We start from the raw sequence: 22,321 nt of genomic DNA, 5'->3' as shown, positions 1-22,321 counted from the left end.
GGCTGTTTGCCCAAGCTAAATATTCTTGCCAACAATACCGGTGGAAGGCTTATTCCATTCCACCTGGCATCCCCTGCCCTGTTCAGATGTATGCCGGAACCAGGCAGTGTTTGTGCTCGATGTGGTATTCGAACTCTTCGCGGAAATTCTTCACGAACGCACGTACCGGCATGGCCGCTGCATCACCGAGCGCACAGATGGTGCGGCCCTGGATGTTGTCGGCCACCGAGTTCAACACGTCCAGATCTTCCAACTTGCCGTGACCGTTCTCGATACGCTCCACCATGCGGTACATCCAGCCGGTGCCTTCACGGCACGGCGTGCACTGGCCGCAGGATTCTTCGTAGTAGAAGTAGGACAGGCGCAGCAGCGACTTGACCATACAGCGCGTCTCGTCCATCACGATCACCGCGCCCGAACCCAGCATCGAGCCGGCCTTGGCGATGGCGTCGTAGTCCATGGTGGTGTCCATCATGACGTCGCCACGGATCACCGGTGCGGACGAACCACCCGGGATGACGGCCTTGATCTTCTTGCCGCCGCGCATGCCACCTGCCAGTTCCAGCAGCGTGGAGAACGGTGTGCCCAGCGGGATCTCGTAGTTGCCCGGACGCTCGACGTCGCCCGAGATCGAGAAGATCTTGGTGCCGCCGTTGTTGGGCTTGCCCATCTCGGCGTAGGCCTGCGGGCCCACCTTGAAGATGAATGGCACAGCCGCAAAGGTCTCGGTGTTGTTGATGGTGGTCGGCTTGCCATACAGGCCAAAGCTGGCCGGGAACGGCGGCTTGAAGCGCGGCTGGCCCTTCTTGCCTTCCAGCGACTCCAGCAGGGCGGTTTCTTCGCCGCAGATGTAGGCGCCATAACCGTGGTGCGCGTGCAGCTGGAAGCTGAAGCCGGTGCCCAGGATGTTGTCACCCAGGAAGCCGGCGGCGCGCGCCTCTTCCAGCGCTTCTTCGAAACGCTCGTAGGCGGAGAAGATTTCGCCGTGGATATAGTTGTAACCGACAGTGATGCCCATCGCGTAACCGCCGATGATCATGCCTTCGATCAGCGCGTGCGGATTGTAACGAATGATGTCACGGTCCTTGAAGGTGCCCGGCTCGCCTTCATCTGTATTGCAGACGAGGTACTTCTGGCCGGGGAACTGGCGCGGCATGAAGCTCCACTTCAGGCCCGTCGGGAAACCCGCACCGCCGCGGCCACGCAGGCCCGAGGCCTTGAGGTCGGCGATGACCTGTTCCGGAGTGATCTTTTCATTGAGGATGCGCTTGAGCGACTCGTAGCCGCCGCGCTTGACGTAATCCTCGAGGTGCCAGTTCTCGCCATTCAAGTCGGCGAGGATCAGCGGTTTGATGTGGCGGTCGTGCAGGCAGGTCATTTCTTCAGTTCCTCCAGCAGCGCGTCGATCTTCTCGTTGGACATCCAGCTGCACATTTGATGGTTGTTGACCAGCATGACCGGTGCGTCGCCGCAAGCGCCCATGCATTCGCCTTCCATCAGCGTGAACTGGCCGTCGGCCGTGGTTTCGCGATAGTCGATGCCCAGCTTGTGCTTCAGGTGATGGGCGGCGCGCTCGCCACCCGACAACAGACACGGCAGGTTGGTGCACACGGTGATCTTGTGCTTGCCCACCGGGCTGGTGTTGAACATGTTGTAGAAGGTCGCCACTTCCTGCACGGCCACGGCGGGCATGCCGATGTAGTCGGCAATCTCCTGCTGCAGCTCGGCCGGCAGCCAGCCATATTCCACCTGAGCGATGCGCAGTGCGGACATGACCGCAGACTGGCGCTGGTCCGCCGGGTATTTCGCGAGTTCGCGATCGATTTTCTTAAGGGCTTCTTGACTTAACAGCATATCGTTGGCCATCCATGCGCATCAGTACTGCGCGGTTATTGGATATTCCCCAAACCTGACGGGCTTCTCATCGAAGCCCGCCTTGACTCTTACTCTTGCTCTTCGACTTATCGGTCGATTTCCCCGAACACGATGTCTTGCGTACCGATGATAGTGACCGCATCGGCAATCATGTGGCCCTTGGCCATTTCGTTCAGGGCTTGCAGGTGGGCAAAGCCCGGGGCACGGATCTTCAGGCGGTACGGCTTGTTGGCGCCGTCCGAGACCAGATAGACACCGAATTCGCCCTTCGGATGCTCGACGGCGGCATACGCTTCGCCGGCAGGCACGCGGAAACCTTCGGTGAACAGCTTGAAGTGGTGGATCAGGTCTTCCATGTTGGACTTCATGTCCGCACGTTTGGGAGGCGCGATCTTGTGGTTGTCGGTAATGACCGGGCCCGGATTGTTGCGCAGCCATTCCACGCACTGCTTGATGATGCGGTTGGACTGGCGCATTTCGGCAACGCGCACCAGGTAACGGTCGTAGCAGTCACCGTTCTTGCCGATGGGGATGTCAAAGTCCAGCAGGTCGTAGACTTCATACGGCTGCTTCTTGCGCAAGTCCCAGGCGATGCCCGAGCCACGCAGCATCGGACCGGAGAAGCCCATCTGCAGGGCGCGTTCCGGCGAGACCACGCCCACACCCACCAGACGCTGCTTCCAGATACGGTTGTCGGTCAGCAGGGTTTCGTATTCGTCGACATAGGTCGGGAAGCGATTGGTGAAGTCTTCGATGAAGTCCAGCAGCGAACCCTGACGGTTTTCGTTCAGTTCGCGGATGGCCTTCTCGTTGCGCACGATGGACGCCTTGTACTGCGGCATGCTGTCCGGCAGGTCGCGGTAGACGCCGCCCGGACGATAGTAGGCCGCGTGCATGCGGGCGCCGGAGACGGCTTCGTAGCAGTCGAACAGGTCTTCACGTTCACGGAAGGCATACAGCAGCACGCCCATCGCACCCACGTCCAGTGCGTGCGCACCGATCCACATCAGGTGGTTCAGCAGGCGGGTGATTTCGTCGAACATCACGCGGATGTACTGCGCGCGCAGCGGCACTTCGATACCCAGCATACGCTCGATGGCCAGCACGTAACCGTGCTCGTTGCTCATCATCGAGACGTAGTCCAGGCGGTCCATGTAAGGCACGGACTGCAGGAAGGTCTTCTGCTCGGCCAGCTTCTCGGTGCCACGATGCAGCAGACCGATATGGGGGTCGGCGCGCTGAATGACTTCACCATCCAGCTCCAGCACCAGGCGCAGCACGCCGTGCGCGGCCGGGTGCTGAGGACCGAAGTTCAGCGTATAGTTTTTGATCTCTGCCATTATTTGATCCCGTAGTTTTCTTCACGAATGATGCGCGGGGTGATTTCGCGCGGCTCGATCGTTACGGGTTGATAGATGACGCGTTTCTGTTCGGCGTCGTAACGCATCTCGACATAGCCGGACACCGGGAAGTCCTTGCGGAACGGGTGGCCGATGAAGCCATAGTCGGTCAGGATGCGGCGCAGGTCGGGGTGACCGTCGAAGAGGATGCCGTAGAAGTCGAAGGCTTCACGTTCGTACCAGCCAGCCGAGTTCCAGATCGGATCGACCGAGGCCACGATGGGCAGATCGTCATCCGGGGCAAACACGCGCACGCGCACACGCCAGTTGTGCGCGATCGACATCAGGTGCGACACCACGGCAAAGCGCGGACCTTCCCAGGCGCCATCGCCGTAGGTGGAGTAGTCCACGCCGCACAGGTCGAGCAACTGTTCGAAACGGGTGTCGGCATGGTCGCGCAGCACGCGCATGGCCGACAGGTAGTCAGCGGCCTTGACCACCACGGTGACTTCACCGAGGGCCACGGTCAGGTTCTGAAGATACCCTCCAAGCGCATTACGCAGGGCGGCTTCGAGAGTTTCCAATTTTGTCGTCATACTGCCCTCTTAGCGCGCGATGGTGTTGGTGCGCTTGATCTTGTTCTGCAGCTGGATCACGCCATACAGCAGCGCTTCCGCCGTCGGCGGGCAACCCGGCACATACACGTCGACCGGCACGATGCGATCGCAGCCACGCACCACCGAATACGAATAGTGGTAATAGCCGCCGCCATTGGCACAGGAGCCCATGGAGATGACCCAGCGCGGTTCCGGCATCTGGTCATAGACCTTGCGCAGCGCCGGCGCCATCTTGTTGCACAGGGTGCCGGCCACGATCATCAGGTCGGACTGGCGCGGCGACGGACGGAACACCGCACCGAAGCGATCCAGGTCGTAACGCGAAGCACCGACGTGCATCATCTCAACTGCGCAGCAGGCCAGACCGAAGGTCATGGGCCACAGGGATCCGGTACGGGTCCAGTTGATTACCTTATCCAGCGAGGTGGTAACAAACCCCTCATTCAATACGCCTTCAATAGACATGGCTTACTCCCAATCCAGGGCACCCTTTTTCCAGATGTACCAAAATCCGACAACAAATTCAGCGATGAAGACCATCATCGTGACGAAACCTTGCCAGCCCAGCTCACGCATGGACACGCCCCAAGGGAAGAAGAAGGCGGTTTCCAGATCAAACAGGATGAACAGGATGGCGATCAGGTAGTAGCGCACATCGAACTTCATGCGCGCATCTTCGAATGCCTCAAAGCCGCATTCGTAAGGAGAAGTTTTTTGAGCGTCCGGCTTGTGCGGACCAAGAAGACGACCGAGGAGCTGGGGAGCGACACCGACACCGATGCCAACAAGAATAAACAGGAGGACTGGGAAGTAATTTTCGAGGTTCACGATTGGCCGCTATGCGTTGGTTTATCGATGGGAATGATTCTCAATATCAATCAGAAACTTCCTCGACAAAAAGCCAGCTCAGGCACGAAGACCTTCGCTGGCTTTTCATTTCATTTCTATGGTGCCGACGACGAGACTCGAACTCGTACAGCTTTCGCCACTACCCCCTCAAGATAGCGTGTCTACCAATTTCACCACGTCGGCCTGAGACTGCTATTGTACCTTCATTTGTTACTCTTGTTCAATGCACAATCAGCTAAAAAGAAAGATTCTTATCGTTTTATTCTTCGATTATTTCAGATTCAGCAAAGGCTTATTTCGGAATCTGATTGGACTGGTCGCCAGGCTTGCCAGCTTCGGCCGGTGCAGCGGGCGCAGCCGGGGCAGCTTGTTGAGCCGGAACGGCAGGCGCCTGCAGATTATCCATCACGCCGCCGCTTTGCGAAACATGGTGGTTGCCGATAAAAGCCAGACCCAGGGTCGCCGCGAAGAAAATGGCGGCAGCCACAGCAGTTGACTTGGACAGGAAGTTGGACGAGCCGGTCGCACCAAAGAGGCTGCCGGACGCGCCAGAACCGAAAGCCGCACCCATGTCGGCGCCCTTACCGTGCTGCAACAGCACCAGACCGATGATTGCCAGCGCCGCCAGCACCTGAACTACCACTACCACCAAAGACAAAGTATTCATTTGAACCAATCCACTCTTGATATTTCGACTGCCCGCCGCGGAGTATCTCCCGCGCGGCTGACAAACCCCTTACTTGAAACCTGAACCGCCTGCCTGAAACTCAGGTCGCTGCGTTGATGATCGCCAGGAAATCCGCCGCCTTCAACGCCGCACCACCGATGAGACCCCCATCGATGTCGCCCATGGCCAGCAACTGCTGGGCATTATCGGGCTTCATGCTGCCGCCGTACAGGATGCGCACCTTGGCAGCAGCTTCCGCGCTCTTGGCACCCAGACGCGCGCGCAACATCGCATGCACTTCCTGCGCCATCTCGGGCGTAGCGGTCTTGCCGGTGCCGATTGCCCAGACCGGCTCATAAGCCACGACGATGCGGGCAGCTTCTTCCACGCTCAGCGCAGCCAGCACAGCATCGAGCTGACCACCCACGACGGCATTGGTCTGGCCGGCTTCACGCTGCTCCAGCGTCTCGCCCACACACACCAGCGGCACCAGAGCGGCCTTGAGCGCAGCCACCGTCTTGGCCGCCACCGCTGCATCAGACTCGCCATGATAGGCGCGACGCTCGGAGTGACCCAGGATGACGTACTGCACCCCGAATTCCTGCAACATGGACGCCGACACCTCGCCGGTATAGGCGCCCGAAGCATGGGCGGACATGTCCTGCGCGCCCAGTCCCACCGGCGAACCGGCCACAGCCGCCTGCACCTGCGCCAGGTAAGGCGCCGGCACGCATACTGCAACATCGCAAGCCTGGGCCGCGAGACCTTCCTTGATGCCGGCCACCAGGGCAGCATTGGCAGCCAGGCTGCCATTCATTTTCCAGTTACCGGCTACAAGTTTGCGACGCATAGGCTATGTTCGTTGAATTCGGTTTCGATTTGGATAACCCCATATTGTAGCCGCTTGCCATCCACACGGTCAAACCAGAGCGACCGGCTAGCGCCCAGCCGCCCTGCCGGCTCACAGCTCCAGCATGATCTTGCCGATGTGGGTGCTGCCTTCCATCATGGCGTGCGCCTGTGCAGCCTGCTCCAGGGGGAAGCGATGATGGATCACCGGCCGGATCTTGCCGGCCTCAATCAGGGGCCAGACATGTTCACGCAGCTTGGCCGCAATGGCGGCCTTGAAGGCCACGGGACGCGGACGCAAGGTCGAGCCCGTAATGGTCAGGCGACGGCGCATCACCTGCCCCATGTCCAGCTGTCCCTTGGCCCCGCCCAGTTGGGCGATGAAGACCAGGCGACCATCGTCGGCCAGGGCCTTGATCTCGCGCGGCAAATAGTCACCGCCCACCATGTCGAGGATCACATCCACGCCACGGCCGCCGGTCAATTCCTTGACCACGGCCTCGAAATCCTCGGTCTTGTAGTTGATGGCGCGCTCAGCCCCCAACTCTTCACAGGCGCGGCACTTCTCGGCGCTGCCGGCGGTGGCGAACACGCGATGACCCAGGGCGCGGGCGATCTGGATGGCCGTCACGCCAATGCCGGACGAACCACCCTGCACCAGCAGGGTTTCTTCACCCGACAGCTGTCCGCGGTCAAACACATTGCTCCACACCGTGAAGTAGTTTTCCGGCAGGGCCGCCGCCTCCAGCGCGCTCAAGCCCTTGGGCACAGGCAGGCACTGGGCCAGCGGCGCGGCGCAGAATTCCGCATAACCGCCACCCTGCACCAGCGCACAGACCAGGTCGCCCAGCTTGAAACCACTGTCGCCCAGGTCGCCCGCCACGATCTCGCCCGCCACTTCCAGGCCCGGCAGGTCGGAGGCGCCTGGCGGGACCGGATAGTTGCCGGTCCGCTGGAACACGTCCGGGCGATTCACGCCCGCCGCATGGACCTTGATGAGTACCTCACCCGCCTTGAGCTCCGGCACGGGCCGTTCACAGGCCTGCAATACCTCGGGGCCGCCGAATTCCTTGATCTCGATTGCGCGCATGTGTCCTATCCTTCATTGAATGGAGTGTGATGGGTCTCAAAGCGAGGCCGCCGCCCGTGCTGCCGTGTCATACAAGCCGGAGGCATTGCGCAGCAACTGCGCAGCCTCGCCGATGGCCTGGTTGGGAATGCCGCTCTCAGCCTGCACCTCGATGAGGCAGCGCTCGCGTACCTCCCGGTACTTCATGCACAGCGCCTGCCCGGCCGGGGTGGTCGAGAACAGCAGTTCCTTGCCCGCCTTCTCGCTCTTGACGTAGCCGGCCTTGACCAACTTCTTCAAGGCATAGGTGACCACGTGGGTGTCCTCGACGTTCAATACGAAACAGATATCGGCCAGTTTTTTCTTGCGGTCACGGTGATTGACGTGATGCAACAGCGACACCTCGATGGCCGTCATGTCCTTGGCGCCAGCAGCGGCCATGCAGCGCACCATCCAGCGGTTGAAGGCATTGCTGGCCATGATGAGCGCATATTCGAGCTCGGACAGCTCGGCGCTGCGTTCTGACACCAGGTGCTGGGACGACACGATCTTGGTCGGTCGCGGGGCCATGACCACATCTTGCGCATCAGGCTGGACGGGGCTGGACGTCTCGTTGTTCTCTTGGCTCATGGGAAGCGGATAAGTCAGGGCGACGGAATGGCAACACTATAACGTAAAGACCAAATAAATAATTTATCGACATATTGTTTATATTTTCTTTGGAATGTAATATCCGCAAAAAAGCAGGGCATCACCAGACGCACCTTGACCCCGTCGGCGGCATCGGCGGGTTCTCAACAAAAATCAACGGCGAGGCAAGAGACACATGCAGCCACAGCTCCACCCCTTGGGCGATCGCGCACTGCTATGCAGTTTGCCGCCCCCCGCCACCCTGCCCCAGCAGCAGCGCATCTGGGCGCTGGCCGAACTGGCCGGCCAATGGGAAGAAGTCAGCGAAGTCGTGCCCGGCATGAACAACCTGACGCTCATCACCAGACGCCCCGTGGCCGACCTGGACATCCTGGCGCAACGCATCCAGACGGCCTGGCCCAAGCTCAGCGGCGAACGCAGCGTCGGGCGCACGGTCGAGATCCCGGTGGTCTACGGCGGTAGCGCCGGCCCCGACCTCGACAATGTGGCGCGCCATACCGGCCTGTCGACAGAGGAAGTGATTACCCGTCACAGCAATGCCGAGTACGTGGTCTACTTCCTGGGCTTCCTGCCCGGCTTCGCCTACATGGGCGGGCTCGACGCCAGCCTGGCGACACCGCGCCACACTACGCCGCGCGTGAGCATCCCGGCCGGATCGGTCGGCATCGGCGGCGAACAGACCGGCATCTATCCCATGGCCTCGCCCGGCGGCTGGCAGCTCATCGGCCGCACCACCCTGCAACTGTTCGCCCCTTCCCAGGAACCGCCCACGCTGCTGCGTCCCGGCGACCGTGTACGCTTTACCGTGGAGCGCGTGGCCTCATGATCGACATCATCCAACCCGGCATGCTGGCCTCGGTGCAGGACATGGGCCGCTATGGCCATCGCCGCCTGGGCATCCATCCCGGCGGCGCGCTCAATACCCTGGCCCTGGCCAGCGCCAACCTGCTGGTCGGCAATCCAGTCGATGCGGCAGGGTTGGAAATCACCATGGGCGTGGCCGAGCTGCGCTTCACCCGCGCCACTCGCATCGCCCTGGGTGGCGACGACATCGGCGCCACGCTCGATGGCAAGCCCATCGCCGCATGCTGGAGCATTCCGGTTGCCGCTGGCAGCATCCTCAAACTGAGCCTGACCGCCGCCGATTCGCCCGAGCAGGCGCCGCGTCACAGCATGCGCACCTACCTGGCCGTGGCTGGCGGCATCGATGTGCCGCTGGTGCTGGGTTCACGCAGTACCGATCTCAAGGCCGGTTTCGGCGGTCATCAGGGACGCGCCCTCAAGCGCGGCGACAAGCTGCCCATCGGCGATGCACAAGCCGCTACCGCCGCCGTCCACGGCCCCGCCTTCGGGGTACGTTCACCACGCTGGAGCGGCCTGGCCCTGCGCGCCGACGAACATAGCCAGCACGTCACCTTGCGCGTGTTGCCCGGTCCCGAATTCGACCAGTTCAGCAAGAGCGCGCGCGACGCGCTCTGGTCCGCTACCTGGCGCGTCACGCCCAACAGCAACCGCATGGGCTATCGCCTCGAAGGTCCGGAACTCAAGCGCAAGCAAGGCCGCGACATGCTGTCGCACGGCGTGGTGCCGGGCGTGATCCAGGTGCCGCCCTCGGGCCAGCCCATCATCCTGATGGGCGACGCGCAGACCACCGGCGGCTATCCCAAGATCGGCGTGATCATCGGCGCTGACCTGTGGAAGCTGGCGCAAGCGCCGCTGAACGCCACGCTACGACTGGAACCCTGCGAGATGGCCGATGCCCTGGCCGCCGCCGAAGAACAGCAACGCTACCTCGACTCCATCCGCGCCACGGTCGCCGCATTGGACTGGTCGCGGGCCACGCTCTACAAGAAATAAGGGAACGCCATGCATATCGATCTCAATGCCGACCTCGGCGAAGGCTGCGACACCGACGAACAACTGCTGACCCTGGTCAGCTCCGCCAACATCGCCTGCGGCTGGCATGCAGGCGACGCCAACACCATGCGCCGCAGCGTGCGCTGGGCGATCCAGAATCACGTGGCCATCGGCGCGCACCCCAGCTTCCCCGACCGCGAAAACTTCGGCCGCAGCGCCATGCAATTGCCGCCCGAAGAAATCTTCAGCGGCATGCTCTATCAGCTCGGCGCGCTCGAGGCCATCGTGCGCGCCGAAGGCGGCCGCATGACGCACGTCAAGCCGCACGGCGCACTCTACAACCAGGCCGCCAAGGATGCCGTCCTGGCCAACGCCATCTGCGCCGCCATCCGCACCTTCAATCCCGAGCTGAGCCTGTATGGCCTGGCCGGCAGCGAACTGATCGCCGCCGCCCGCCACGCCGATCTCAATGCGGTGGAAGAAGTCTTCGCCGATCGCGCCTATGAAGCCGACGGCAGCCTGGTGGCGCGCAGCAAGCCGGGCGCCATGATCGACAACGATGCCGACGCCATCGCCCAGACCCTGATGCTGGTCAAGCAAAAGAAGGTCAAGGCCATCGACGGCAGCATCGTCGAAGTCAATGCACAGACCGTATGCCTGCACGGAGATGGCGCGCATGCACTGGATTTTGCGCGCCAGATTCGGGCGCGCCTGCACGAAGAGCGCATCGCGGTGCGCGCGGCGGCGTGAGACGGTGTGAGATGTCTTACGCAGCGTCGCACCATGCGGGAATGTGCCCAGCACGACAGGATTCAAGGTAGTCACAAGCGGTAGTTCTGTTCCAACCACAAGAAGAAAAGTCGCCAGTACGAGGCCCGCGAGGTCGCAGGAAAAGTCACGTCCCTACATTACAGTGATTGCCGCAAAGCCAGACCGGGCGCGGCTTTGCGCGATGCAGTTGGCACGGACCTTGCACTAGGACGATAGGATCTTTTCCACATTCACATAGGGAGTTTTTCATGGAGAGTACGACACTGCTGCCCCTGATCGGGATACCGATCGTCGTGGCCGGTTTTGCCTTGCGTTTCAATCCGCTGCTGGTGGTCACGGTCGCGGGCCTCACCACCGGCCTGTCGGTGGGCATGGATTTCGGCATGCTGCTGGAAACCTTCGGCGAGAAGTTCGTCAACAGCCGTTCGCTGGCGACCTTCCTGCTGATCCTGCCCATCATCGGCCTGTTGGAACATTACGGTCTGAAGGAGCGTGCCCAGGCCTGGATCTCCAGCATCGCCAGCGCCACCTCGGCGCGTATCCTGATGCTCTACTTCATCCTGCGTGAAGGCACGGCCGCCCTGGGCCTGATCTACCTCGGTGGCCAGGCGCAGACCGTGCGTCCGCTGCTGGCGCCGATGGCTGAGGGGGCTGCAGTGAACGCCTATGGCGAAGACCTGCCGCAACACATCCGCGACAAGATCAAGGCGCATGCTGCGGCCTGCGACAACATCGCGGTCTTCTTCGGCGAGGATATCTTCATCGCCTTTGGCGCGGTGCTGCTGATGGACGCCTTCCTGAAGGAAAACGGCATCACCAATATCGAGCCGCTGCACATCGGCCTGTGGGCCATCCCCACTGCACTGTCGGCGCTGGTGATCCACATGTTCCGTCTGACCCGCCTCGACGCTTCCATCCGCCGCGATGTCGATGCGTGGAAGGCCACCCAATCCGCTGCCAAGGTGTCCGCATGAATACGCTCATCTCGATCAATCGCATCTACTACCTCATCGGCATCATCGTCATGATGCTGACCGTCATGACCCTGCGCGACAAGGGCAACCCCAAGCGCTTCACCACGGCGCTGTTCTGGTTCCTCTTCGGCGCGGTCTTCCTGTTCGGTGACCTGCTGGTGGAAAACCTCGGCAAGTCCGTGGCCCACCGCATCATCGGCGGCACCGTCATCATCATCTCCCTGATCGCCGGCACCGGCATGCTCTCCATGGGCAGCTATGCCACCTCCACCCAGGAGGAGCGCGTGGCTTCGTCCAGGAAACTGGGCAACTGGCTGTTCTTCCCCGCAGTGTTGATCCCGGTGATCACGGTGGCCTGTACCGTACTGCTCAAGGGTGTTTCGGTAGGCGGCGTGACGCTGCTGGACCAGAAGCAGCTCACGCTGGCGGCTCTGTGCGTGGCCTGCGTGTGTGCGCTCATCGCTGGTTGCGTGCTGACCCGTGGCACGCCGCTGCAAGCGGTGCGCCAGTCGCGCCGCCTGGTGGATTCCATCGGCTGGGCCGCCATCCTGCCGCTGATGCTGGCCATGCTGGGTGGCGTCTTCGTGGCGGCCAAGACCGGTACGTCGGTACAGCAGGTGGTGAGCCTGTTCGTCAATCCCGACAACCGTTTCCTGGTGGTGGTGATCTACTGCGTGGGCATGGCGCTGTTCACCATGGTGATGGGTAACGCCTTCGCCGCCTTCCCGGTGATGAGCGCGGGCATCGCCCTGCCCTTCCTGATCCTGGGCCATCACGCTGACCCCGCACCGCTGGTGGCCATCGGCATGTACTCCGGTTATTGCGGCACGCTGATGACGCCGATGGCGGCCAACTACAACATCGTGCCGGCGGCGCTGCTGGAACTGAAGAACAAGTACCAGGTCATCAAGGTGCAGATCCCCACCGCGCTGACGCTGCTGACGGTGAACGTGTTCCTGATGTACTTCCTCGCCTTCCGCTGATCTTGTCGGAAGGCCGGACCTGGCCGCAGACGATGCCGGCCAGGTCGCCCACATTGCCTCAAGGAGTCCCCATGCAACTCACACTGGAACGGGCTGAAGAGTTTGCCCGCATGCCGCTGGCCTATCTGCGCCAGGAATATCCGAATCACATCATGCACGTGCTCAATGACGCCGGGGATGTGCTCTCTCCGCGCGCCATGCATCCGGTGTTCTATGGCTGCTATGACTGGCACTCGGCCGTGCATGGCTTCTGGCTGTTGCTGCGCTGCGTGCGGCGCTATCCTGAGCTGCCTGCACGCCCTGACATCGAAGCCATTTTCGATGAGCACTTTACGCCCGAACTGATGGAGCGCGAGACCGATTATTTCCGCGTCGGTGGCCGGGCCTCATTCGAACGTCCCTATGGCTTCGGCTGGATACTCGCACTGGACCAGGAACTGGCGCAATCCACGCTGCCGCGTGCTGCTAGCTGGCGCGCCGCGATGCAGCCACTGACGCTGGAGATCCGCCGCCGCTTGCTGGAGTACCTGTCCAAGCTAAGCTATCCGATCCGGGTTGGCACGCACTACAACACCGCCTTCGCCCTGGCGCTGTCGCTGGATCAGGCGCGCCATGTCAAGGATGTCGAACTGGAACAGGTCATCCTGGCCAGCGCACAGCGCTACTACGGCAAGGACACCGACTATCCCGCCCACTATGAACCCGGCGGCGACGAGTACATCTCTGGCGCGCTCACCGAGGCACTACTGATGAGCAAGGTCCTGTCGGCGCAAGCCTTCGCCGCCTGGTTCGACCAGTATCTACCGCGTATGGCAGAGATCGAGCAGATCATGCAGCCGGCCCTCGTCTCCGACCCGACCAATCCCAAGATCGCCCACCTGGACGGCCTGAACCTCTCGCGCGCCTGGTGCTTGAAGACCGTGCTGCGCCACCTGCCCGCGGGCCACGCCGCACGCAGCGCCATCGAGGCTGCCATCCAGCGCCACATCGCCGCCTCCATCGACCAGGTCGTCGGCAGCCACTACAGCGGCGGCCACTGGCTGGCCAGCTTCGCCATGCTGGCGCTGGAAGACTGAGCCACACGCGCCCCTGCAAGAAAGAAGAAAGCCCTCGCTTCCGTCACCGGGAACGAGGGCTTTCTGCTGATGGGGCGGGAATGCCTACTCTGCCACTTCCTTGCGCAAGGCCGACTGCTCTGCCTGCGTCGGCATGGTCGCCGAGATCACCCGCGCACTGCGCTTGAAGGTGAAATACGCCCAGGCCCAGTCCGCCATCACCATGATGCGATTGCGGAAGCCGATCAGGAAATACACGTGCACAAACAGCCAGAACAACCAGGCCGGATAGCCCGAGAACTTGAGCTTGCCCACCATGGCGATGGCCGCCTTGCGGCCGATCGTGGCCAGTGAGCCATAGTCCTGGTAGACAAAGGTCTCCGGCGTCTGGCCGGCAATGCGATGCTTGATGTTGCGTGCAGCCACGCGACCCATCTGCTTGGCCGCCGGCGACACGCCCGGCACCGGCTTGCCCTCCGACTGCGCCGCCGCCAGGTCGCCGATGACATAGACATCATCATGCCCGGCGATATTGAGCTCAGGCGACACCGGCACACGACCCGCACGGTCCAACTCCACGCCCAGCGTCTTGCCCAGCGGCGAAGCCGCCACACCGGCCGACCAGATCACGGTGCGGGTGGACAAGGTCTGTTCGCCATCGAAGTTGGTATAACGCACGCAGGTCTCATCGATATGCACCACGCGGCTGCCGGTACGCACGTCCACGCCCAGCTTCTGCAACTGCTCGCGCGCCTTGTCGGAGAGGTCGGGCGGATAGGCGCCCAGGATGCGGTCCGATCCTTCGATGAGCACCACCCGCGCCGAATGCGGATCGATGTTGCGGAATTCGCCGGCCAGGGTGTGGCGGGCGATCTCTACCAGCGTGCCGGCCATTTCCACGCCGGTCGCACCGCCGCCGATGACGGTAAAGGTCAGCCATTCCTGGCGGCGCCGCGCATCGCTCTCGCGCTCGGCGCGCTCGAAGGCCATCAGGATGCGCTTGCGGATCTCGAAGGCGTCTTCCAGGGTCTTCAGGCCCGGTGCCAGGCTGCTCCACTCATCGCGCCCGAAATAGCTGTGGGTGGAACCGGCGGCCACGATGAGGTGGTCGTAGGCAATCGTGCTGCCGTCTTCGAGCTGCACTGTCTTGGCGGCGGTGTCGATGCCCGTCACGGCGGCCATCAAGGTGGTCAGGTTGCGCTGATGCGCCAGGATGGCGCGGATCGGTGCGCTGATGGCCGGAGCCGACAGCCCTGCCGTGGCCACCTGGTAGAGCAGCGGCTGGAACAGGTGGTGGTTGCTGCGATCGATCATGGTGATGCGCACCTCGGCATTGGCCAGTTCGCGCGCGGCGGCCAGGCCGCCGAATCCACAACCGATGATGACTACGTGGGGCATTGCCTTCCTTTCAAAAGTAACCTGTTGTTCTGTCCACGCAAACCCGTCCCTCTGACGTGGCCGGGTTGCGCAGCTGTCCCCTACTCTCTATTCGGATATGCCTGCATGGCAGTATCGCCCGCGCCTCCCCTGATGAGCGCGGCATACCGGGACATTGATGTCCCTCAATGCAGACCGACAGAATCGCATACTTTTGGTTCGAAAGCACTTGGGCAGATTGTCCCCCGCCCTTGATCGCTGACCTCCACAAAAAAATCCCCCGGCCTTGCGGCACGGGGGATTTCCTTGTTACCTGGTCAGACCTGCCGGGGCAAGCTCATCAGCTACCCACGGCAGAAGGTCTTACTGGGCTTCTTGCGGAGCAGCAGCTTCGCCACCCTCTTCAGCCTGGGCAGCCTTCATCGACAGCTTCAGACGGCCACGGTCGTCGGTTTCCAGAACCTTGACGCGCACTTGCTGGCCTTCCTTGAGGTAGTCGGCCACAGCGTTGACGCGCTCGTTGGCGATCTGGCTGATGTGCAGCAGGCCATCCTTGCCCGGCAGGACCTGAACGATGGCGCCGAAGTCCAGCAGCTTCAGCACGGTGCCTTCGTAGACCTTGCCCACTTCCACGGAAGCGGTCAGCTCTTCGATGCGGCGCTTGGCTTCCTGGCCAGCCGAGGCATCCACGGAGGCGATGGTGACCACGCCTTCGTCGCTGATGTCGATCTGGGTGCCGGTTTCTTCGGTCAGCGCGCGAATGACGGCGCCGCCCTTGCCGATCACGTCACGGATCTTTTCCGGATTGATCTTGATGGTGATCAGGCGCGGAGCGAAGTCGGACAGTTCGGCACGGCCAGCCGGCACGGCTTCCTGCATCTTGCCCAGGATGTGGTGGCGGCCTTCCTTGGCCTGCTCCAGCGCGACCTGCATGATTTCCTTGGTAATGCCCTGGATCTTGATGTCCATCTGCAGGGCGGTGATGCCATTGGCAGTACCGGCCACCTTGAAGTCCATGTCGCCCAGGTGATCTTCATCGCCCAGAATGTCGGTCAGCACGGCGAACTTGTTGCCTTCCTTGATCAGGCCCATGGCGATGCCGGCCACGTGGGCCTTCATCGGCACACCGGCGTCCATCAATGCCAGGCAGCCGCCGCACACGGAGGCCATCGAGGAGGAACCGTTGGACTCGGTGATTTCCGAGACCAGGCGCACCGAGTAGCTGAACTCGTCAGCGGCCGGCAGCGCGGCGATCAGCGCGCGCTTGGCCAGACGGCCGTGGCCGATTTCGCGGCGCTTCGGGGTGCCCACGCGACCGGTTTCGCCGGTGGCGAACGGAGGCATGTTGTAGTGGAGCATGAAGCGATCGGAGTATTCGCCCAAGAGGCCGTCGATCTTCTGTTCGTCGCGTGCGGTACCCAGGGTCGCGATGACCAGGGCTTGCGTTTCGCCACGGGTGAACAGGGCCGAACCGTGGGTACGCGGCAGCACGCCGGTACGGATCGAGATCGGACGCACGGTGCGGGTGTCGCGACCGTCGATGCGAGGTTCGCCTTCCAGGATCTGCGAGCGCACGATCTTGGCTTCCAGATCGAACAGAATCGAACCGACTTCGGCAGAATCAGCGGCCACACCGTTGTTGGCAGCGGCTTCAGCGATCAGGGCTTCGTTGACCTGAGCGGTGACGGCCTTGAGCTTTTCGGTACGGGCTTGCTTGTCCTTGGTCTGGTAGGCTTCGCGCAGCGGGCCTTCGGCCAGTTGCGACACGCGTGCGATCAGGGCTTCGTTCTTGGCCGGGGCGGTCCACTGGACTTCCGGCTTGCCGCCTTCGCGCACCAGCGCGTGGATGGCTTCGATGACGGCCTTGGACTGGTCGTGACCGAACACGACGGCGCCCAGCATGACTTCTTCGGACAGTTGGTCGGCTTCCGATTCCACCATCAGCACGGCGGTTTCGGTACCGGCCACCACCAGGTCCAGCTGCGAGGACTTGAGCTGCGAAGTGGTCGGGTTCAGGACGTACTGGCCGTCGATGTAACCCACGCGGGCTGCGCCCACCGGGCCATTGAAGGGGATGCCGGCCAGCGACAGGGCGGCCGAGGCGCCGATCATGGCGGGGATGTCCGGATCGATTTCAGGGTTCACCGACAGCACGTGGATGATCACCTGCACTTCGTTGAGGTAGCCTTCCGGGAACAGCGGGCGGATCGGGCGATCGATCAGGCGCGAGGTCAGGGTTTCCTTTTCGGAAGGCTTGCCTTCACGCTTGAAGAAACCGCCGGGGATGCGGCCGGCTGCATAGGTCTTCTCGATGTAGTCGACCGTCAGCGGGAAGAAGTCCTGGCCGGGCTTGGCTTCCTTGCGGGCCACCACGGTGGCCAGGATGACGGTGTCTTCCACCGACACCACCACGGCGCCAGAAGCCTGGCGAGCGATTTCGCCGGTTTCCAGGGTCACTTGATGCTGACCGTACTGGAAGGTCTTGGTTACTTTATTGAACACGGTATTTCCTTTCTTTTATGGAGCCTGCCCCGACTGTGTCCGCGGTGCACGACTTCCTTTTGCCGACAGATTTTCAGGCGCTGTCGTTCACCTCACCACAGTGGCCGGCGAAACCGGTCACTCACGACGAACGCGGCATTGATCACACAAACAGCCTGCCGCGATGAAACGATGATGCATTCCTGCCCCGAGGGAGGGCGTTTTGCGATGCTACTTGCCCCGGCTTATGCCTGAGCTTGCGGAATCGCAAAAAACAAAATGCCCGCGTCAACGAGTGACGCAGGCATTTCGTGGTGGTCCGGGGCGCAAACCCCGGGACCCAGACGCGGAGTCAAATTACTTGCGCAGACCGAGTTTCTCGATCAGGGCGCGGTAACGGTCAGCGTCCTTGTTCTTCAGGTAGGACAGCAGGCTCTTGCGACGGTTGACCATCTTGATCAGGCCACGACGGGAGTGGTGATCCTTGACGTGGGCCTTGAAGTGGCCGTTCAGGTCGTTGATGCGTGCGGTCAGCAGAGCGACTTGCACTTCCGGAGAACCGGTGTCGTTCGTGCCGCGGGCGTTTTCGGAGATAATGGCAGCCTTGGCTGCTTTTTCGATGGACATTGCGTTTACCTTTCACAAGCGGTGTGCGGAGCGTCGGAACTTGCCTGCCCTGCATACCGTGAACAAAAAATGAGAATCCGGTCAAACCGACCGGACGCGAAATTATATAGCAAAAAGTCATTCTCACCAACATTGACCGACGCCCGCGTGCCGTCAGGCCACGCCGCAGTCCGATGATGATGAAGTGACAATCTGATCAGGAGTCTCGCATGCCCTCTTTCGTCCCCCTCTTCCAACGCGCCCGCCCGCGCCTGGCGGCCGCGCTGCTGGCCCTCTCGGCGCTGTCCACACTGTCGGGCTGCGCCTCGCTGCTGCAGCCGCCGGTGCAGCCGGGCGAACCTGAAGACCAGGTCGTGGCTCGCCTGGGACCGCCGACCAATGTGTATCCCGATGGCAACGTGCGTGTCTTCGAATACGGCGCCGGCGCCTTTGGCCAGTATCAGTACATGGCCCGCATCGGCCCCGACCATCGCCTCATTTCCTATGAGCAAGTCTGGACCATCGAGAATTTCCGCGCCATCCGCCCCAAGCAGGACACCAAGCTCGACGTCCTGCGCCGCGTCGGTCGCCCCACCGAGGTGACGCGCTACGCCCGCATCCCCTTCGAAGCCTGGAACTACGGCTACAAGGAAAGCGGCGTCTGGAATTCGATGATGACGGTCTATTTCACCGACCAGGGCATCGTGGAGAAAGTCGAGAACGGTCCTGATCCGCGCTACGACGATTCGCGCTTCCGCTTCTGACCACCGTCGCAGCAAGTAAAAAAGGGCCGCCCGGAGCAATCCGGACGGCCCTTGGCCTTTCTTGTGTCAACCGCGTTCAGCGCATCAGACCACAGTCGCCAGCGCCAGCGTGAACAGCAGCGCCAGTACCGAGACCAGGGTTTCCATCACGGTCCAGGTCTTGAAGGTCTGCGGCACGGTCATGTTGAAGTATTCCTTGACCAGCCAGAAGCCGCCGTCATTGACGTGCGACAGGATCAACGAACCCGCGCCAGTGGCCAGCACCATCAGCTCCGGACGCACGCCACCAACGGTGGAGACGATGGGTGCGACGATGCCGCAGGCGGTCGTCATGGCCACCGTGGCCGAACCGGTCGCCACGCGGATCAGCGCGGCCACGAACCAGCCCAGGATGAGCGGCGACAGATGGGCGTCTGTGGCGATGCCCACGATGGCCTTGGAGACGCCGCCATCCATCAGGATGCGACCAAAGCCGGCGCCGGCGCCCACCACCAGCGTGATGCTGGCAATCGGGGCCAGGCATTCGTTGGTGAATTTGAGGATCTGGTCGGCACCAAAGCCACGGGCGCGGCCAAAGGTCCAGAAGCTCACCAGGGTGGCGATCAAGAGCGCAATCACCGAATTGCCGATCAGCCGCAGGAAGTCATTGGCGAAGGTCTTGGGTGCGAAGAACAGGTCGGCCCAGCTACCGATCAACATCAGCGCCACCGGCAGCAGGATGGTGAAGAGCGTAATGCCGAAGCCCGGCAGCTCACGATCCTTCTTGCCCTCATCGACGAACTGCGAAATCAGCGGATTGTCCGGATTGGGGATGACCACCTTGGAGATCAGCTTGCCGAAGATGGGGCCGGCGATGATGGCCGTGGGAATACCGACGATGAGCGCATACAGGATGGTGCGACCGATATCGGCGCTATACGCGGTCACCGCCAGCAGCGCTGCCGGGTGCGGCGGAATCAGACCGTGCACCACCGACAGGCCCGCCACCATGGGAATGCCCACCAGCACCATGTTGGTCCCGGTACGCTTGGCGACGTTGAAGGCAATCGGCACCAGCAGCACGAAACCGACTTCGAAGAACACCGGCAGACCGACAATGAAGGCCACCACCATCATGGCCCAATGCACGTTCTTCTCGCCGAAGGCCTTGATCATGGTGTTGGCGATGCGCTCTGCCCCGCCGGACTCGGCCATCATCTTGCCCAGCATGGTGCCCAAACCCACCACCAGCGCGATATGGCCCAGGGCGTTGCCCACACCCGTCTCGAAGGCCTTGACGATGTTACCCATCGGCATGCCCACGGCCAGGCCCAGCACCAGCGACACCACGATCAATACGATGAATGGATTCATCTTGAACTTGGCGATCAGCACGATCAGTGCGATCACCGCTACCAGCGCGTACACCAGTAGCGCACTTCCTTGTACTGCCTCCATCTGCTTCTCCTCTTCCGATGATCAAAGACACCCGCTGGCGCACGACACCCCTGCCAGCAAACAATTAATTCTCTAAATCATTTACGCGTTTGCTCGGGATACTTGGCGATCCCTTGAAAAAATGGCGACGCATCCAACGTCGCCATCGCTTTTCCCGGACCCTCAGCGCTTGAACGCCACGCAGTCGACTTCGACCTTGCAGTCCACCACCATGCTCGAGACCACGCAGGCGCGTGCCGGCGGATTGGCGCCGAAGTATTCCTTGAAGACCTTGTTGAAGGACTGGAAGTCACGCGCATCATCGAGCCACACACCGCAGCGCACCACGTGCTCGGGGCCGTAGCCGGCTTCCTTCAGGATGGCCAGCACGTTCTGGATGGCCTTGTGCGATTGCGCCACGATGCCGCCATCGATCACTTCGCCGTTTTCCATCGCCACTTGGCCCGAGACGTATAGCCAGCCGTCGGCGGCCACTGCACGGGCAAACGGCAGATGCTGACCACCCGTACCGCTGCCACCTTCCACACCAAATCGTTGAATGCTCATTGCTACTCCTTGTTGTTTGTTGAAGCTTCCTGAAAACCTGAAAATCCGGAAAGACGAAAAACTCAGGCTGACGTTTTCTGCACCGTGCGCGCCAGGAAGCGCCCTGCGCGCGCGGCGGTAGCCTTCTTGTCCTGACCGCGATAGGCCAGTTCGCCATTGACCCACACCGCCTCGATGCCATGCGCCGGCTGCATGGGATCGGTAAAGCTGGCTGCATCACGCACGGCCTCGGCGTCGAACAGCACCAGGTCGGCGTGATAGCCCACCCGTACGAAACCGCGCAGATCCAGCCCGAAACGCTGGGCCGACAGGCCCGTCATCTTGTGCACCGCCGTGGCCAGCGAGAACAGCTTCTGCTCGCGGCTGTAGTAACCCAGCACGCGCGGGAAAGCGCCCCACAGGCGCGGATGCGGCAAGGGATCGTTGGGTAGGCCATCGGAGCCCACCACAGTGGCGGGATGCGAGAGGATGCGATTGACGTCGTCGTCGGACATGCAGTGATACACCGCCCCCGCCGGCATCAAGCGAGCCGCGGCCGCGTGCAAGTCGACATCCCATTCGGCGGCGATCTGTTTCAACATCTTGCCGCCCTGCTCAGGATGCGGCTCAGACCAGGTGACCTGGATGTCGTAGTCGTCCGTGACCTGCTTCAAGTCCAGGGTGGAGGAACTGGCCGTATAGGGATAGCAGTCGCAGCCCACGTGCTGATGGCGCGCCGCCATCTCCAGCGCACGCAAGACCTCGCTGCTGCGGCCCCAGTTCTCCACGCCCGCGCACTTCAGGTGCGAGATCACCACCGGAACACGTGCATGCTTGCCGATGCGGAAGGCTTCTTCCATCGCATCGAGGATGTCGGCAAATTCGCTGCGCAGGTGGGTGGCATACAGGCCGCCGAACTCGGCCAGCGGCTCGGCCAGGGCCAGCACTTCCTCGGTGGGCGCATTGATGGCATTGCCATAGGCCAGCCCGGTGGACAGGCCCAGCGCGCCATGCTCCAGCGCCTCGCGCAATTGCGCCCGCATGCCGGCGATTTCGCCCTCGGTGGCGGCGCGATCGAGACGGTCCATGTGATTGTTGCGCAGGGCCGTGTGGCCGACCAAGGCCGCCACGTTGATGGCGGGTCGCGCCGCATTGACGGCCTCGACATAGCTGGCGAAGCTCGGATAGTGGAAGGCCTCGCGCTTGCCCAGCAGGTTCATCGGGTCCGGTGGCTCGCCCTTGAGCGTGACCGGCGCAGCGCTGATGCCGCAGTTGCCGACCACCACCGTGGTCACGCCCTGCGAGAGCTTGGGGAACATCTCGGGGGTGCGGATGACGTTGGTGTCATCGTGCGTATGGACGTCGATGAAGCCCGGCGAGAGCACGCGACCACTGGCATCGATCTCTTGCGCGGCCTGCCAGTCGTCGAGCTTGCCGATGGCGGCGACGCGTCCTTTGTGTACGGCCACATCGGCCGCCACGGGCTCGGCCCCGGAACCATCAATGACCAGGGCATGGCGGATCAGGATATCGCAGCGGCGTTCGCCGTCTGCGGCATGGGTGGTGGATAGCAT

General features: G+C 62.2%; 23 protein-coding genes and 1 tRNA gene. 7 read left to right on the top strand and 17 right to left on the bottom strand.

Annotated elements, in window-relative coordinates:
• Positions 1-82 precede the first annotated feature (82 nt).
• From nuoF to BGK68_RS15085, 11 genes are all read right to left on the bottom strand, one after another.
• Positions 83-1,378 (bottom strand): NADH-quinone oxidoreductase subunit NuoF, encoded by a 1,296-nt coding sequence (nuoF, locus tag BGK68_RS15135; RefSeq protein ID WP_075257781.1) that lies wholly within the window; start codon positions 1,376-1,378, stop codon positions 83-85.
• The gene (nuoE, locus tag BGK68_RS15130) at positions 1,375-1,866 is read right to left on the bottom strand and encodes an NADH-quinone oxidoreductase subunit NuoE (protein WP_075257780.1); all 492 of its coding nucleotides are present in this window, start codon (positions 1,864-1,866) and stop codon (positions 1,375-1,377) included. The genes nuoF and nuoE overlap by 4 nt, the downstream gene beginning before the upstream one ends.
• Positions 1,867-1,961: 95 nt before the next feature.
• A complete protein-coding gene (locus BGK68_RS15125) occupies positions 1,962-3,215 on the bottom strand; it encodes an NADH-quinone oxidoreductase subunit D (protein ID WP_075257779.1) in 1,254 nt (417 codons plus the stop codon).
• Positions 3,215-3,811 carry an NADH-quinone oxidoreductase subunit C gene (locus BGK68_RS15120; RefSeq protein ID WP_039876418.1) on the bottom strand — a complete coding sequence of 199 codons (597 nt, stop codon included), beginning with the start codon at positions 3,809-3,811 and terminating at the stop codon, positions 3,215-3,217. Before BGK68_RS15120 ends, BGK68_RS15125 begins: the two co-directional genes overlap by 1 nt.
• Positions 3,812-3,820: 9 nt before the next feature.
• A complete protein-coding gene (locus BGK68_RS15115; protein WP_006712940.1) occupies positions 3,821-4,297 on the bottom strand; it encodes a NuoB/complex I 20 kDa subunit family protein in 477 nt (158 codons plus the stop codon).
• A 3-nt stretch (positions 4,298-4,300) separates the two neighbouring features.
• Positions 4,301-4,660, bottom strand: coding sequence for an NADH-quinone oxidoreductase subunit A (locus BGK68_RS15110; protein WP_006712939.1), 360 nt, complete (start codon positions 4,658-4,660; stop codon positions 4,301-4,303).
• A 119-nt stretch (positions 4,661-4,779) separates the two neighbouring features.
• A tRNA-Leu gene (locus BGK68_RS15105) sits at positions 4,780-4,864 on the bottom strand.
• 109 nt (positions 4,865-4,973) lie between these two features.
• On the bottom strand, positions 4,974-5,348 hold the full coding sequence (gene secG, locus BGK68_RS15100) for a preprotein translocase subunit SecG (RefSeq protein ID WP_075257778.1): 375 nt from the start codon (positions 5,346-5,348) through the stop codon (positions 4,974-4,976).
• Positions 5,349-5,448: 100 nt separating this feature from the next.
• Positions 5,449-6,198 (bottom strand): triose-phosphate isomerase, encoded by a 750-nt coding sequence (gene tpiA, locus BGK68_RS15095; RefSeq protein ID WP_075257777.1) that lies wholly within the window; start codon positions 6,196-6,198, stop codon positions 5,449-5,451.
• A 111-nt stretch (positions 6,199-6,309) separates the two neighbouring features.
• On the bottom strand, positions 6,310-7,287 hold the full coding sequence (locus tag BGK68_RS15090; RefSeq protein WP_013233773.1) for an NAD(P)H-quinone oxidoreductase: 978 nt from the start codon (positions 7,285-7,287) through the stop codon (positions 6,310-6,312).
• 36 nt (positions 7,288-7,323) lie between these two features.
• On the bottom strand, positions 7,324-7,836 hold the full coding sequence (locus tag BGK68_RS15085; RefSeq protein ID WP_013233772.1) for a winged helix DNA-binding protein: 513 nt from the start codon (positions 7,834-7,836) through the stop codon (positions 7,324-7,326).
• Positions 7,837-8,092: 256 nt separating this feature from the next.
• Between BGK68_RS15085 and pxpB the strand changes: the two genes are divergently transcribed.
• The 6 genes from pxpB (at position 8,093) to BGK68_RS15055 (ending at position 13,578) form a co-directional block, all read left to right on the top strand.
• Positions 8,093-8,743 (top strand): 5-oxoprolinase subunit PxpB, encoded by a 651-nt coding sequence (gene pxpB / locus BGK68_RS15080; protein ID WP_075257776.1) that lies wholly within the window; start codon positions 8,093-8,095, stop codon positions 8,741-8,743.
• Entirely contained in the window at positions 8,740-9,774 is a 1,035-nt protein-coding gene (locus BGK68_RS15075; protein WP_075257775.1) for a 5-oxoprolinase subunit C family protein, read from the top strand. The genes pxpB and BGK68_RS15075 overlap by 4 nt, the downstream gene beginning before the upstream one ends.
• A gap of 9 nt (positions 9,775-9,783) precedes the next feature.
• Positions 9,784-10,524 (top strand): 5-oxoprolinase subunit PxpA, encoded by a 741-nt coding sequence (pxpA, locus tag BGK68_RS15070; RefSeq protein WP_075257774.1) that lies wholly within the window; start codon positions 9,784-9,786, stop codon positions 10,522-10,524.
• Between the two features lie 269 nt (positions 10,525-10,793).
• On the top strand, positions 10,794-11,519 hold the full coding sequence (locus tag BGK68_RS15065) for a DUF969 domain-containing protein (protein ID WP_013233768.1): 726 nt from the start codon (positions 10,794-10,796) through the stop codon (positions 11,517-11,519).
• Positions 11,516-12,502 (top strand): DUF979 domain-containing protein, encoded by a 987-nt coding sequence (locus BGK68_RS15060; protein ID WP_075257773.1) that lies wholly within the window; start codon positions 11,516-11,518, stop codon positions 12,500-12,502. Before BGK68_RS15065 ends, BGK68_RS15060 begins: the two co-directional genes overlap by 4 nt.
• A gap of 71 nt (positions 12,503-12,573) precedes the next feature.
• Positions 12,574-13,578: a DUF2891 domain-containing protein gene (locus BGK68_RS15055; RefSeq protein WP_075257772.1), complete on the top strand. Its 1,005-nt coding sequence runs from the start codon at positions 12,574-12,576 to the stop codon at positions 13,576-13,578.
• Positions 13,579-13,662: 84 nt separating this feature from the next.
• On the opposite strand, the gene BGK68_RS15050 is transcribed toward BGK68_RS15055, so the two are convergent.
• The 3 genes from BGK68_RS15050 to rpsO all read right to left on the bottom strand — a co-directional run bounded on the left by BGK68_RS15050 (position 13,663) and on the right by rpsO (position 18,042).
• Entirely contained in the window at positions 13,663-14,955 is a 1,293-nt protein-coding gene (locus BGK68_RS15050) for an NAD(P)/FAD-dependent oxidoreductase (protein ID WP_075257771.1), read from the bottom strand.
• 342 nt (positions 14,956-15,297) lie between these two features.
• A complete protein-coding gene (gene pnp, locus BGK68_RS15045; protein ID WP_075257770.1) occupies positions 15,298-17,436 on the bottom strand; it encodes a polyribonucleotide nucleotidyltransferase in 2,139 nt (712 codons plus the stop codon).
• A gap of 336 nt (positions 17,437-17,772) precedes the next feature.
• Entirely contained in the window at positions 17,773-18,042 is a 270-nt protein-coding gene (gene rpsO / locus BGK68_RS15040; protein WP_006712917.1) for a 30S ribosomal protein S15, read from the bottom strand.
• 209 nt (positions 18,043-18,251) lie between these two features.
• Here rpsO and BGK68_RS15035 point away from each other — a divergent pair, with 209 nt between their 5' ends.
• Entirely contained in the window at positions 18,252-18,785 is a 534-nt protein-coding gene (locus BGK68_RS15035) for a hypothetical protein (protein WP_075257769.1), read from the top strand.
• An 84-nt stretch (positions 18,786-18,869) separates the two neighbouring features.
• On the opposite strand, the gene BGK68_RS15030 is transcribed toward BGK68_RS15035, so the two are convergent.
• The 3 genes from BGK68_RS15030 to BGK68_RS15020 form a co-directional block, all read right to left on the bottom strand.
• Complete coding sequence (locus BGK68_RS15030) at positions 18,870-20,222, bottom strand: GntP family permease (protein WP_075257768.1); 1,353 nt, start codon at positions 20,220-20,222, stop codon at positions 18,870-18,872.
• 162 nt (positions 20,223-20,384) lie between these two features.
• Entirely contained in the window at positions 20,385-20,768 is a 384-nt protein-coding gene (locus BGK68_RS15025; protein ID WP_006712914.1) for a RidA family protein, read from the bottom strand.
• Positions 20,769-20,830: 62 nt separating this feature from the next.
• On the bottom strand, positions 20,831-22,321 hold the full coding sequence (locus tag BGK68_RS15020; protein ID WP_075257767.1) for an N-acyl-D-amino-acid deacylase family protein: 1,491 nt from the start codon (positions 22,319-22,321) through the stop codon (positions 20,831-20,833).

It is taken from the genome of Herbaspirillum camelliae (genome assembly GCF_001929405.1).
In the GTDB taxonomy this organism is placed as follows: domain Bacteria; phylum Pseudomonadota; class Gammaproteobacteria; order Burkholderiales; family Burkholderiaceae_D; genus Herbaspirillum; species Herbaspirillum seropedicae.
This window is presented reverse-complemented; position numbering and strand designations above follow the sequence as displayed.